The sequence below is a fragment of the Pseudogemmobacter humi genome (genome assembly GCF_900609055.1).
Classification (GTDB): domain Bacteria; phylum Pseudomonadota; class Alphaproteobacteria; order Rhodobacterales; family Rhodobacteraceae; genus Pseudogemmobacter; species Pseudogemmobacter humi.
In genome coordinates this window covers 1-13,047 of the sequence record NZ_UXAW01000078.1, presented here as the reverse complement: position 1 = coordinate 13,047, position 13,047 = coordinate 1, and the positions used below count along the sequence as shown (strand labels likewise).

Here is a 13,047-nt window from a genome sequence, read left to right as displayed (position 1 = left end):
CACGAAGGTGATCACGATGAACAGAAGCAACGGAAGAACAAGAAGAAACGCGCGGCGGCGTGAACGCGACTGCGCCCGCGAAAGCGCAAGACGCAGAGGGCGCCCGTCGGCTGTGGTGAGCGGCGCGGTTGCGTCGGACATGTCTCGTTCCCTCTTGCGGCGTCAGGCAGTGGCTGGCTTCCCGGCCCCCGGGCATGGCAGGGGTCACACGCTCTCCTCTTCGCGCCGGACGGAAAGATCCCCGGCCCGGCTACGGCAGGCCACGGCGTGGCAGAGCCACCGGGACGGAAAAGGAGAACGGCGCCCCCTGCCGGGGGCAACCGAAAGCAATTCGTGAAAGGATGCGGGAGCCTGCGGCCCCCGCATCCCGAAGCCTCAGTTGGCTGAAAGCCAGGCGTTGAAGCGCTCACCCAGTTCGGTGTCGCGGTCGACCCAGAAGCCCATATCCGACGCGAGAGCATTGGTCATGTTCTCGGGCGAGGTCGGCAGGTTCGGCGACATCGGCTGATCGGAGCCCTGGATATTGCCGACCAGCGAGGCCGAGGATTTGCGCGGCGGGCCGTAGCTGATGTATTCGGCGGCCTTGGCGGCGGGTTCGCTGGAGGTGGCGAATTTGACGAACTCCAGCGCGGCCTCTTCGTTCGGGGCGCCTTTGGGGATCACATAGCCTTCCCATTCGTAGACCTGGCCATCCCAGATGATGACGAAGGGCTTGTTCTCGGCCACGGCGGCGTTGAAGATCCGGCCATTCCAGCCCATGGTCATGGAAACCTCGCCATCGGCCAGAAGCTGCGGCGGCTGCGCGCCGGCCTCCCAGAACACCGCATCCTTCTTGATCGTGTCCAGCTTGGCGAAGGCGCGGTCCTGGCCCTCGGCGGTTTCCAGCAGCGCATAGACCTCAGCCGCCGGAACGCCATCGGCCATCAGAGCCATTTCCAGCGTCGCCTTGGCACCTTTCTTCATCCCGCGCTTGCCGGGGAATTTCTCGGTGTCGAAGAAGTCGGCGATGGTGGCGGGCGCCGCGCCTTCGGGGAATTTCGAGGCGTCATAGGCGACGATGGTCGAGAAGATATCGGTCGGGATCATGCATTCGGTGATGGTCCCTTCGAGGAAATCCTCGGTCGCCGGAGTGCCGTCGGCACCCGCGGGCAGCGACGCGGCGTCGATCGGGATGATCAGCCCTTCGTCGCACAGCCGCACCGCATCGGCGATTTCCAGGTTGGCGACGTCGATGGTGACATTGCCCGCATCGACCTGAGCCTTGATCGGGGTGGCAGGATTGTCGGCGTCAACCGAGGTCACCTTGATGCCGGTCTTTTCGGCGAAGGGCTTCTGATAAGCCTCGATCTGGCTCTGGGTATAGGCGCCGCCCCAGCCCATAACGGTGATTTCCTGGGCGGCCGCGGGCAGCGCAAGCCCTCCGAGGGCGGTGGTGAGGGCGAGGAATTTTTTCATCTTGGTCTCCCGTGCTGGTTATTTGTGCGCCCCGGTCGGAGCGGTTTCCCTTTGCAGTATCCTTCCCGCGCGCGGCGGGGCAAAGCCCCCGGGCCTCCGGCGCCCGGCAGGGGCAGAGCCCCCCCGGCCGCGCCGCGCCGGGCGGCGTCAGATCACGTCGAGCGCGCGGGCATCCTCGGGATGCCAGCCGACCCTGACCCGCTCGCCGGCACTGAGCCGGATCTGGTCGAGCGTATTGCGGCATTTCACCACGAAATCGTCGGTGCCGGCGACGCGCATCCGGGTGCGCAGGATGTCACCCATATAGATGACCTCCAGCACCTCGGCCTCCAGCGTATGGGCGCCCGCGGGCATCAGCTCGGGCTTGAACTCCACCCGCTCGGGGCGGATCGAGACCAGCGTCTTCTGGCCCTTTTCCGTCACATTCACCGGCGTCGCGTCGATCAGCTCGCCGGTCGCCAGCCGCACCAGCGCCTTGCCGCCCGACAGGTCCTCGATCGTGCCCGGCAGCTTGTTGTTCTCGCCGATGAACTGCGCGACGAAGCTGTTCCCGGGCCGCTCATAGAGATCCGCGGGCGGGGCAAGCTGCTGGATCCGGCCGTCGTTGAACACCGCCACGCGGTCCGACATGGTGAGCGCCTCGCCCTGGTCGTGGGTCACGTAAACCACGGTAATCCCAAGGCTTTCGTGCAGGTGCTTGATCTCGAACTGCATATGTTCGCGCAGCTGCTTGTCGAGCGCGCCGAGCGGCTCGTCCATCAGCACGAGCTTCGGATCGAAGACCAGCGCCCGGGCGAGCGCGATCCGCTGCTGCTGCCCACCCGAGAGCTGCGCCGGACGGCGGCTGAGGAAAGCGCCCATCTGCACCATGTCGAGCGCGCGCCGGATCCGCGTCTCGCGCTCGTCCCGGCCCATGCCGCGCACTTCCAGCGGAAAGGCGAGATTCTCGCCCACCGTCATATGCGGGAACAGCGCGTAATTCTGGAACACCATGCCGATGCCGCGCTTGTGCGGCGGAACCTGGTTGATCGGACGACCGTCCAGCCGGATCTCGCCATGCGTCGCCGTCTCAAAACCGGCAAGCATCATCAGACAGGTGGTCTTGCCCGACCCCGAGGGCCCGAGCATGGTCAGAAACTCGCCCCTGGCGATGGCCAGGTTCAGATCCTTCACCACAAGCGAGACGCCATCGTAGCTCTTCTGCACATGCTCGAAAGCGACGAATGCATCATTACGCGGTTCAGACGTCACAAAATTCCCCCTGGCAAACCCGGCAGCTTCTCTGCCTTGTTGCTCTCGACGTAATCAAATGCCGCAGGCCAATGCAACGGCGAAGTAAGCGCCCGTGCCGCCAGGGCGGCCTGCCCGGCAATGTGACTGAAAAGCGGGCCCCGATCGGTCAATCTGCCTGAGAGAGGGCGCATTTTCTTTCGCGCTTTCGCCAAAGCGCGGGGTTTCGCTCGCCGCGGTGCGGCGTGACGCGATGGTCTTTCCACCGGACCTGGCGCCGTCGATTCGCCGCACCCGCGGATCAGCGCAACCGGAGCGAGAACCCCGGTGGCAGAGAGCCGGCGATGCGGGCCGGATCGGGGGGGGGCGGGCTCCAGATCCTCGCGTCCCTGGCCGGGGTGACGAGAACACCGCCCTGCGCCCCCGGATGCAGCGCCAGCGCGCCGGTCATCGCCAGAAGGGACTGGTCGAAAAGCGGGCAGCCCGGCGGCGGATCCTGCGCCCGGGCGGCGAGAATCACGAGGTCATGCTCTGCGCAGGCCTCCGCCAGCAGCGCCTCTCCCTTACCCCCGCTCAGCACGACCCCGCTCAGCCCGGCGAAGGCGAAGCGCCGCGCCTCGCGCGGGCCGTCGAATCCGGGCCGGGCCGCGGCCTGTTGCTGCGTCGCCAGATCGCCGTCGTTTTCCAGCCAGGTGGTGGCGGTGAAGCCGCCGCCCGACGGCGCGGAAAGCGCGCGCCCCTCCGGCCCCGCCAGCCCGGCCAGCGCGCCGTCCGACGAGATCAGCAGCGCCGGGCGCGACGCCAGCGGCCAGACCGCCAGCCCGCCCAGCAGGACCGCAAGGCCCGCCAGCCGCGCCCGCCCCGGCCAGGCGATCAGCCACAGCCCGCCCAGAGTGATCAGCGGCAGCGCCAGCCGGTGCGGCGCCGGAATCGCGGTGACGGAACCGTCGAACTCCGCCACAAAGTAAGCCACGAACAGGATCCATTCCGAGGCGAGCCCCATCACCCACAAGGGCAGGAAGGCAAGGCCGAAGGGCGCCAGCAGGAAGGCCAGCACGCCCATCGGCATGATCGCCACCCCCATGGCGGGCACCGTCAGCAGATTGGCGAGCAGCCCGTAATCGGCGAAGCGGTTGAAATGCGCCGCCGCATAGGGCGCGGTGGCGGAACCGCCGATGGCCGAACTTGCCACCAGCGTGATCACCGGCACCGTCCAGCGGGGCAACCGCCCGTGCTGCATATGCCGGTCCAGCGCCTGGAAGCCCGCGATCAGCGCCACCGTCGCCGCCATCGACATCTGGAAACCGGGCGCCAGCAGGCTCTCGGGCCGCAGGGTCAGCATCACCACCCCCGCGATCGCCGCCGAGCGAAGCGTCAGCGCCCGCCGGTCCAGCAGCACCGCGACCAGCATCACGCAGGTCATGACGAAGGCGCGCTCGGTCGCCACGTTCGAGCCCGACAAAAGCAGATAGAACAGCGCCACGAAGATCGAGACGAAGGCCGCGATCTTCTTCGCGTTCACCCGCAGCGCGAGCGGCGGGATGCAGGCGATGCTGCCGCGGATCAGCGCGAAGACGAAGGCGGCGAGGAAGGCGAGGTTCATCCCCGAGATCGCCAGGATATGCGCCAGCGAGGAATCGCGCAAAGCCTCGACCGTGGCCTGGCTGATGCCGGAGCGGTCGCCGGTCATCGCGCCGGAGGCGAAGGCCCCGGCCTCGCCCGGGATATGCGCGCGGATCCCCGCCGAGAAGTAACTGCGCAGCCGGCCGATCCATTCCTCGCCCGCCGCAGGCGGCTCCAGCAGCAGAACCGGCGTGCGCGAATAGCCCACGGCGCCGAGTTGGTCGAAAAAGGCCATCCGGCGGAAATCGAAGCCGCCGGGCTCGGCCGGGCCCTGGGGGGGCGCGAGATGGGCGGTCAGGATCACCACCTCGCCCGGCTGCGGCGCATGCCAGCCTTGCCCGCCATGCAGCGAGACCCGCACCCGGACCGGCGTCTCCGCCGCCGCGCGCCGCTCCAGCACCACGCGGTCGAGCGTCAGGCGCATCGCATCGCTGCCCGAGCGGTCGATCTCGACGATCCGCCCCTCGACCGCGCCGTAATAGCGGGTCGAGAGCACCGGCGCGGCCTGGAGCTGGGCGCGCAGACCGGGGGCAAGAAAGCCGAGCGCCAGCGCCAGCAGCGCCGCGCCCGCCGGGCGGAACGGATCGGGCGCCAGCGCCGCGACGGCAAGGCCAAGGACGGCCAGCGCCGCCATCCCCGCGCAGACCTGCGTTCCAGGCTCGACGGGCCAGGCGAACCACAGGCCCACGCCCAGGCCGAACAGAATCGCCGCCAGCGGGAACAGATGGCCGCGCGCCGATTCCAGCGCGTGGAACGGCGCGGCCAGCCGGCCCGGCACCGCCAGAGGCGCGCCCGCTGTGGATGTGTCAGCCACCTTGCCCTTTCCCGCGCGCCGCGCGTAAATGCGCCCCGCAAATCTCCGCAGATCCGGGCCATCCTCGCCCGGCATGGTTTCCGAAAGGTTAATGTCCGCGATGACCGCCCCGGTTGTGACCCGCTTCGCCCCCTCGCCCACCGGCTTTCTGCATATCGGCGGCGCGCGCACGGCGCTGTTCAACTGGCTTTACGCGCGCGGGCGCGGCGGGAAGTTCCTGCTCAGGATCGAGGACACCGACCGCGAACGCTCGACCCCGGCAGCGACAGAGGCGATCCTGAAGGGGCTGACCTGGCTCGGGCTCGACTGGGACGGCGATGTGGTCAGCCAGTTCGCCCGCAAGGACCGCCACGCCGAAGTCGCCCAGGAGATGCTGGCGCGCGGCACCGCCTACCGCTGCTATTCCAGCGCGCAGGAGATCGCCGACTGGAAGGCCGCGCAGGAGGCCGCGGGCGTCTCTTATGCGGTGTTCCAGAGCCCCTGGCGCGACGCCGATCCCGCGACATGGCCCGAGGCGCCCTATGCGATCCGCATGAAGGCGCCGCGCACGGGCGAGACCCTGGTGGAAGACCGGGTCCAGGGCCGGGTGACGATCAGAAACGAGACGCTCGACGACATGATCGTGTTACGTTCGGATGGCACCCCCACCTATATGCTGGCCGTGGTGGTGGACGATCACGACATGGGCGTGACCCATGTGATCCGGGGCGACGATCACCTCGTCAATGCCGCGCGCCAGCAGATGATCTACGACGCCATGGCCTGGCAGGTGCCGGTCTGGGCGCATATCCCGCTGATCCACGGCCCCGACGGCAAGAAACTGTCCAAGCGCCACGGCGCGACGGGGCTGGAGGAATACCAGGTCCTGGGCTACCCGGCGGCGGGGATGCGCAACTACCTCACCCGCCTCGGCTGGGCGCATGGCGATATGGAGATCTTCACCAGCGAACAGGCGATGGAGGTCTTCGATCTGAAAGGCATCGGCAAGGCCCCGGCCCGGCTGGATTTTAAGAAACTGGAAAACACCTGCGGTCATCATATCGCAATGTCGGATGATGCCGCGCTGCTGCAAGAGATTCACGCCTATCTCGCCGCCGCCGGGCTTCCGGCGCTGACCGATGCGCAATCCGCGCTGCTGGAAAAGGCGATGTATTGCGTGAAGGACCGCGCGAAGACCCTGCCGGAACTGCTTGAAAAGGCGCATTTCGCGCTGATCTCGCGCCCGGTGGTGCCCGATGAGAAATCCGCCGCGGCGCTGGATACGGTATCCCGTGGTATACTGGATTCATTGACGCCGCATCTGCAAACTGCTAGCTGGACGAAGGATGCGCTCGAACCCATTCTGAACGGCGTGGCCGGCGAAAACGGCATCGGTTTCGGCAAGCTCGCCGCGCCGCTGCGGGCCGCGCTGGCGGGTCGGGCCGCAACGCCTTCGGTTTTCGACATGATGCTGGTCATCGGTCGGGACGAAACGATCGCAAGGCTCTCGGAGGCCGCGGCCTGACGCCGCGGTGACCCCCCCGAGCCCTGCGGGCCCCCCGGAAACCGGCGGGCCGGAGACAGAAGCTATGACCCGCCGCGCGGCTTGCGCGCCCGGGCCGCTACACGGGGGATGTGTAAGAATGGCAGACAGAAAAGCGACACTGACGCTGGACGGGAAGGATTTCGATCTTCCGGTCCTGAATCCGACGCTGGGGCCGGATGTGCTCGACATCCGCAAGCTCTACGCTCAGGCCGATGTCTTCACCTATGACCCGGGCTTCACCTCGACCGCCGCCTGCGAAAGCGCGATCACCTATATCGACGGCGATCTGGGCGAATTGCTCTACCGCGGCTATCCGATCGAGCAGCTGGCCGAGAAATCCAGCCATGTCGAGGTCTGCTATCTGCTGATGTATGGCGAGCTGCCCACCGCCGCGCAGCTAAGCGACTTCACCCAACGCATCACGCGCCACACCATGGTGCACGAGCAGATGCACAACTTCTTCCGCGGCTTCCGCCGCGACAGCCATCCGATGGCCACCATGGTGGGCGTGGTCGGCGCGATGTCGGCCTTCTATCACGACAGCCTCGACATCAACGATCCCTGGCACCGCGAGGTCGCCTCGATCCGCATGATCGCCAAACTGCCGACCATCGCGGCGATGGCGTATAAATATTCGATCGGCCAGCCCTTCGTCTATCCGAAGAACGCGCTGTCTTACGCCGGCAACTTCCTGAACATGTGCTTCGCGGTCCCGACCGAGGAATATGTGGTCTCGCCGGTGCTGGAAAAGGCGATGGACCGCATCATGATGCTGCATGCGGATCATGAGCAGAACGCCTCGACCTCGACGGTGCGGCTGGCGGGCTCGTCTGGCGCCAATCCCTTCGCCTGTATCGCGGCGGGCATCGCCTGTCTGTGGGGCCCCGCGCATGGCGGCGCCAACCAGGCCTGTCTGGAAATGCTGCGCCAGATCGGCAGCGTGGAGCGGATCCCGGAATTCATCGCCCGCGCCAAGGACAAGAACGATCCGTTCCGCCTGATGGGCTTCGGCCACCGGGTCTACAAGAACTTCGACCCGCGCGCCAGGGTGATGAAGGAATCGGCCGACGAGGTGCTGGGTCTTCTGGGCATCGAGAACAACGAGACGCTCCAGGTCGCCAAGGAACTGGAGAAGATCGCGCTCGAAGACGAATATTTCGTCTCGAAGAAGCTCTATCCGAACGTGGATTTCTACTCGGGCATCATCCTCGAAGCCATGGGCTTCCCGACCTCGATGTTCACGCCGATCTTCGCGATCTCGCGCACCATCGGCTGGATCTCGCAGTGGAAAGAGATGATCTCCGATCCGGCCGGCAAGATCGGCCGCCCGCGCCAGCTGTATATCGGGCCGGAAAAGCGCGATTACGTGGATCTGCGCAACCGCTGAGACAGGGGGCGGCTTCCGGGCCGCCCTTTCCTTTTGCGGCGGCGGCCCGAAATAGGGACGGACCGCCTCACCTTGCAGATCATGCCGCGCGCCGGGAATCTTTCAAACGGCTGTTGCCTCATCCGGACCAACGCCCCGGAGCAGGTCGGGGCGTGAAGGGCATGCGCCGGCTCTTCCAGGCCAGCCAGACAGAGGGCGGGGCTTGCCTCCGGTCGCCCGGCGCGGCAGGAACGGGGCAGGGAAACGGGGCACACGGATGCGACAAAGGCTGATCCTGATCGACCTCGCGCGGACGCTGGCGCTGGCGGGGATGGTGGTGTTCCACCTGACCTGGGATCTCGACATGGCGGGCTTCGTGCCGCGCGGCACCGCGGTCAGCGGCTTCTTCTGGTATTTCGCGCGGATTGTCGCCGGCAGTTTCATCTTCCTCGCCGGGATGGGGCTGTGGATCTCGCATGGCGAAGGCATCCGCTGGCCCGCCTTCGGGCGCCGCCTCGCGAAGATCGCCGCGGCGGCTGCGCTGGTCTCGGCTGCGACATATCTCGCCATGCCCGAGGTCTGGATCTTCTACGGCATCCTGCATTCGATCGCCGTCTCGTCGATCCTGGGCCTTCTGTTCCTGCGCCTGCCCGCGGCCGTGAACCTGGCGCTTGCCGCGCTGATCTTCGCCCTGCCGTGGTTCTTTAGCGCGCCGTTCTTCGGCGGGGTTCTGGTCTGGACCGGGCTTTCCGGCACCCTGCCCCTCACCGCCGATTTCGAGCCGCTGTTTCCCTGGTTCGCGCCCTTCCTCGCCGGCATGGCGACAGCGCGGCTCTTTGCCCGCTACGGGGTCTGGTCCAGGATCGAGCCGCGCGAGACGCCGCTTTTGCGCCGCCTCGGCTGGCCGGGGCGGCATTCGCTGGCGATCTATCTGCTCCATCAGCCCCTGCTGATCGGGCTGGTGCTCTCGGCGGCCTGGCTGTTCGCGGCCTGATCCGGGGCAAAGCCGGGCCCGCGCGCCAGCCGCCAGCGCAGACGCGCGGTCTCGGGCACACTTTCATGCAGCCTTTCGGTCGGATCGCGGCCGATCCGGCGGCGGCGGCGGTAGAGGAACCAGGCGCCCCAGCCCCGCCAGGTGCCCGTCATCGGCGCCGCAGGGTCGCAGGGAAAGCGCATCCGCCAGTTGGCGGGCAGCATCAGCCCCGCGCTCTCGGCCCGGTCGAGCATCCAGACGAGCGGGATGTTCGCCAGCGGCCGCGCCGCCTCATATCCACCGATCTGGCCGCCCACGTCGCCATGGGCGCCGCGGAACCAGACCTGTTCGATATGGGCGCGGCTCGCCTCGCCGCTTTGCCAGAGCACCGGCTCGAACACCACCCGGGTCTCATCCAGCGCCAGCGCGTGGAAACCGTAATCGAGATTCTTCGCCGGATGCGGATTGTGGAAGGCATGGCGGCTTTCGGTCAGCATCCACAGCAGGGGAAAACGCCAGCCGAGCGCCTTGACCGTCTCCCACACGCCGACCATCCGCAACCCCACCGAGAGATGGCAGAAGGCGCGGGCGAAATCCGCCGAGGCCGCGCTCTCGCCGCGCTGGTAATGCCGCCAGGCGAGATGCACATTGCGCTCGGTCGCCTCTTCCTGGCGCAGAAGGCCCACCCGGTCGATCACGCCGGCCAGGCTGCGCACGGCAAAAGCGCCGCGCGAATAGCCGAACAGGAAAATGCGGTCTCCGCTGCGGTAATGGCTGGCCAGATGGCCATAGGCGCGGATGATCTGATCCTCGATCCCGCGGCCTTCGATCACATCCATGATCCGCCGCCAGCCGCGCCAGGGAATGCCTTCGTCATACCAGAGCGTCCGCCCGGGCCGCGGCCCGCCCTCGGCCAAGAGGCGGAAGGTCTGACCGGCGTTCGAGATCTCGTGATCGCGCAGCGAGGACAGGGTGCCGTCAAGGATCACCACATGATCCACCTGCCCGCGCATGCGGCCCGGGGTGGGAGGGGCGGCGGGCGCGACCTCGGGCTGCGGCCGGGGCCGGAAGATCCTGCTGAAAAAGGCGCGAAGCGAGATGGCGGCGGTCCTGTGAGAATTTGCCCGGGTCCAGGAAAAGACTAGCCCCGCGGCGGGTTTTGTCCAGCCGCGGGGCGAAAATCCTGCCGGGAAAACCGCTCAGAGCTTCGTCGACAGCACCGTCGCCATCTGGAGATCGCCAAAGCCGTTGAACCGGCTGTTGGTCACCACCGAATAAGAGCCCATCCCGTGCCAGATCACATAATCGCCCTCGGCGATATCCGAAGGCATCAGGATGTCGCCGGGCAGCCGGTCGACGGAATCGCAGGTCGGGCCGAAGACGATGCGCGGCTCCGGCGCGCCCCGGCGCAGAACGCCCTCGGGCGAGATCACCTGGAGCCGGTCGATCATGCCGATCTGCGGCATCTCGTTGAGCGTGCCGTAGATGCCGTCGTTCAGGAAGACATGGCTGTCGTCGCGGATCGCCTTGATCCGGGCCGCGGTGCTGAAGGCATCGCCGCAGAGCGCGCGGCCCGGCTCGCAGACCAGAGCGGGGCGGTCGGCGCCGAAGGCCTCATCTGCGACGCGGCCGATCACCGCGAAGATCTCTTCAAGCTGCGGCACCACCGCGTGCAGCCGGTGGTTCGGGAAGCCGCCGCCCACGTTCAGCCGGGCGATCTTCACCCCGGCCGTGGCCGAGATTTCGGCGGCCTTGCGGATATAGGTCTCCCATGCGGCCGGATCGGTGCATTGGGTGCCCGGGTGGAAGGTCAGCGAAGGGGTGAAGCCCGCATCGCGCACGATCTTCAGCAGCTCCACCGCCAGTTCGGCGGTCGCGCCGAATTTGGCGCCGAAATTATAGGCCGCGCCGCCGACCGGCAGCTTGAAGCGCACCGAAATCTCGCAGCCTTCCGCGGGCACCATCGCCACCAGCTTCGCCAGTTCCGAGCGCGAATCGACGCTGTAGCTTTTCACGCCCTTCGCCACGGCATGGGCGATCTCGGCGGCCGAGCGCACCGGATTGTGGTAATGGATCGCCGCATCGGGGGCGAGGCGGCGGATCAGGTCGATCTCGAACGGCGAGGCGCAGTCGTAGCCGCGGATCCCGGCGGCGGCGAGATTCTCGATCATCTCTTCGCCGGGGTTCGACTTGACCGCATAGGTCACCAGCCCCGGAAAGCCGTCGATGAAGCGGCGCGCGGCCGCCTGGGCGACCGAAGGCGCGAAGAACATCACCGGGTTTTCCGGCTGATGCAGGCGGATATATTCGGCCGGATCGTTCCAGATCGTCCGTGAAAGTCCCATCGGCGTTTCCCTTTCTGCCAACAAGACGCTTCGCCCTTCCCCAAGCTCGACGGGACGGGCACCTGCGCGGTTTGAAGAAAACCAGGCCAGGTGCGTATGAGCCGCCCTTTTCCTGCAAGAAGGATGCTGCATATGTGTGACAATTTCACCGAACAAAACTATAGATATGTCTGAAACATTCGTTATTATGACTAAAAGACCGGACATATTGCATGGATGACCTCGACAAAAGCCTGATCGGCCTGCTCAGCGCCGACGCTAGGATCTCGGTGGCGACGCTGGCGCGGCGCCTCAAGGTGGCGCGCTCCACCATTCAGGCCCGGCTGGAGCGGCTGGAGAACTCCGGCGTGATCGCGGGATATACGCTGAAACTGGGCGAAGCGGCGCGCGAGGGGCGGCTCAGGGCCAGCGTTCTGGTGACGATAGAGCCGCGCGGCCAGGCGGCGATTCTGACCCGGCTGAAATCGATTCACGAGGTCGAGAAGGTGTTCACCACCTCGGGCCGGTTCGACCTGCTGTTGCAGATCGCCTGCGCCAATACCCAGATCCTCGACCAGGTGCTGGACCAGATCGGCGCGATGAGCGGGGTGAAAAGCTCGGAAAGCCTGATCCACCTCTCGACCCGCATCGACCGCGCGGTCTGAGTGCCCGACCGGTCGCCCGGGGACAGCGGCGGAAGCCTCCGGCGGGGATATTTAGGGTCAGGCCCCATTGATTGTGGTTTCCTGACGTGTTTCAGCAGGGTCTCCTGAGAACCCTTCTGATCAGCAATCTCGTCTGACTGACTGACACGCAGATGCGCGGCCTCAGCCATTTTTCCCCAAGAGTATCCGAAGATCAGAAAGCAGTCCGGGGACTGTTTTCCTGAAGGACGGGCCGCCCACGCGTCGGTGACCGCCGTGTGCTGAGCGGCATAATCTTCATCAATCGATGGAAACGCTGGAGCCGGATGGGGGTGTTTACGCGAATGATGCACTGCCTGGCGTCGGAGGCTGCCGATGAGCAGACAATCATGATCGATGTCGGGCCGGGGCAGCGCCACTGGTTAGGACGCCCCGGCGAAGGGTATCTGAAAGCGCACAGGACGGCCTCCGGCCGCGGGTGAAAAGGGGGTATGGAGGGGGACAGTGGCTGCAGTTCAGCCGCGTAAGCCCCCGGAATGGGACCCCTGATCGGCCGCACCAAAGGCGGTCCTGGCCACCGGACTGCATGCCGTGTCCGATGCGAAGGGCCGCCCGACCGCCCTGTTCGTCACCGCAGGCCCGGTCAGCGACTACAGCGGAGCCGCCGCTCTGCTGCGCAGCTTTCCAAAGGCGGAATGAATGCTGGCGGATCGGGGCCATGATGCCGTCTGGTTCAGAGATGCGTTGAAAGACAAGCGCATAAGCGCCTGCATCCCCTGACGTAAAACCCGCAAGAATACAGTCCGATACGACAAGCGCCGCTACAAACATCGAAACCGCATCGGGATCATGTCTCAGTGACTCAAGGACCTGAGGCGCGTGGCCACAGGCGACGACAGATGTCCCATCCTCTTCCTCTCAGCCATCGCTCTCGCCGCAACCGTCATCTTTTTGGCTGACTGGATGAGTCCAGAGCTTAACGCCTCTGGCACGTTAGGCTCAGGACTCGTTCTGGATCATAGCCAGAAGAAGACCGTTGCGGCGAGCATGATGGCTGAGAAGAAGGTTTCCGGGCACCGGTCGTATCGGGTGG

Annotated in this window: 9 protein-coding genes and 2 pseudogenes; 5 read left to right on the top strand and 6 right to left on the bottom strand. The window is 66.4% G+C overall.

Annotated elements, in window-relative coordinates; genetic code table 11:
• The 4 genes and pseudogenes from XINFAN_RS22525 to XINFAN_RS12965 form a co-directional block, all read right to left on the bottom strand.
• Positions 1-141 (bottom strand): annotated as a pseudogene (locus tag XINFAN_RS22525) (ABC transporter permease); the annotation flags it as partial.
• A 234-nt stretch (positions 142-375) separates the two neighbouring features.
• A complete protein-coding gene (locus XINFAN_RS12975) occupies positions 376-1,455 on the bottom strand; it encodes an ABC transporter substrate-binding protein (protein ID WP_124087295.1) in 1,080 nt (359 codons plus the stop codon).
• 147 nt (positions 1,456-1,602) lie between these two features.
• Positions 1,603-2,706, bottom strand: a complete 1,104-nt coding sequence (locus XINFAN_RS12970; protein ID WP_124087294.1) for an ABC transporter ATP-binding protein — start codon at positions 2,704-2,706, stop codon at positions 1,603-1,605.
• A 280-nt stretch (positions 2,707-2,986) separates the two neighbouring features.
• Positions 2,987-5,122, bottom strand: coding sequence for a ComEC/Rec2 family competence protein (locus tag XINFAN_RS12965; RefSeq protein WP_233352204.1), 2,136 nt, complete (start codon positions 5,120-5,122; stop codon positions 2,987-2,989).
• Positions 5,123-5,222: 100 nt separating this feature from the next.
• On the opposite strand from XINFAN_RS12965, the gene gltX reads away from it, so the two are divergent.
• From gltX to XINFAN_RS12950, 3 genes are all read left to right on the top strand, one after another.
• On the top strand, positions 5,223-6,626 hold the full coding sequence (gene gltX / locus XINFAN_RS12960) for a glutamate--tRNA ligase (RefSeq protein WP_124087292.1): 1,404 nt from the start codon (positions 5,223-5,225) through the stop codon (positions 6,624-6,626).
• Positions 6,627-6,744: 118 nt separating this feature from the next.
• Positions 6,745-8,034, top strand: coding sequence for a citrate synthase (locus XINFAN_RS12955; protein WP_124087291.1), 1,290 nt, complete (start codon positions 6,745-6,747; stop codon positions 8,032-8,034).
• 256 nt (positions 8,035-8,290) lie between these two features.
• Positions 8,291-9,007 carry a heparan-alpha-glucosaminide N-acetyltransferase gene (locus XINFAN_RS12950; protein ID WP_124087290.1) on the top strand — a complete coding sequence of 239 codons (717 nt, stop codon included), beginning with the start codon at positions 8,291-8,293 and terminating at the stop codon, positions 9,005-9,007.
• Here the strand turns inward: XINFAN_RS12950 and XINFAN_RS12945 are convergent.
• Both XINFAN_RS12945 and XINFAN_RS12940 read right to left on the bottom strand, forming a co-directional pair.
• Complete coding sequence (locus XINFAN_RS12945; protein ID WP_124087289.1) at positions 8,953-9,999, bottom strand: T6SS phospholipase effector Tle1-like catalytic domain-containing protein; 1,047 nt, start codon at positions 9,997-9,999, stop codon at positions 8,953-8,955. The genes XINFAN_RS12950 and XINFAN_RS12945 overlap by 55 nt on opposite strands.
• Positions 10,000-10,185: 186 nt before the next feature.
• Positions 10,186-11,331 (bottom strand): type III PLP-dependent enzyme, encoded by a 1,146-nt coding sequence (locus XINFAN_RS12940; RefSeq protein ID WP_124087288.1) that lies wholly within the window; start codon positions 11,329-11,331, stop codon positions 10,186-10,188.
• A gap of 212 nt (positions 11,332-11,543) precedes the next feature.
• On the opposite strand from XINFAN_RS12940, the gene XINFAN_RS12935 reads away from it, so the two are divergent.
• Positions 11,544-11,975, top strand: a complete 432-nt coding sequence (locus XINFAN_RS12935; protein WP_124087287.1) for an Lrp/AsnC family transcriptional regulator — start codon at positions 11,544-11,546, stop codon at positions 11,973-11,975.
• A gap of 230 nt (positions 11,976-12,205) precedes the next feature.
• A pseudogene (locus XINFAN_RS12930) lies at positions 12,206-12,905 on the top strand (IS5 family transposase); the annotation flags it as partial.
• Between the last annotated feature and the right edge of the window lie 142 nt (positions 12,906-13,047).

Excerpts from the sequence above, each read along its gene's own strand:
- XINFAN_RS12935 (WP_124087287.1), top strand. The coding sequence starts at position 11,544 with ATGGATGACCTCGACAAAAGCCTGATCGGCCTGCTCAGCGCCGACGCT.
- gltX (WP_124087292.1), top strand. The coding sequence starts at position 5,223 with ATGACCGCCCCGGTTGTGACCCGCTTCGCCCCCTCGCCCACCGGCTTT.
- XINFAN_RS12940 (WP_124087288.1), bottom strand. The coding sequence starts at position 11,331 with ATGGGACTTTCACGGACGATCTGGAACGATCCGGCCGAATATATCCGC.
- XINFAN_RS12955 (WP_124087291.1), top strand. The coding sequence starts at position 6,745 with ATGGCAGACAGAAAAGCGACACTGACGCTGGACGGGAAGGATTTCGAT.
- XINFAN_RS12975 (WP_124087295.1), bottom strand. The coding sequence starts at position 1,455 with ATGAAAAAATTCCTCGCCCTCACCACCGCCCTCGGAGGGCTTGCGCTG.
- XINFAN_RS12945 (WP_124087289.1), bottom strand. The coding sequence starts at position 9,999 with ATGCGCGGGCAGGTGGATCATGTGGTGATCCTTGACGGCACCCTGTCC.
- XINFAN_RS12950 (WP_124087290.1), top strand. The coding sequence starts at position 8,291 with ATGCGACAAAGGCTGATCCTGATCGACCTCGCGCGGACGCTGGCGCTG.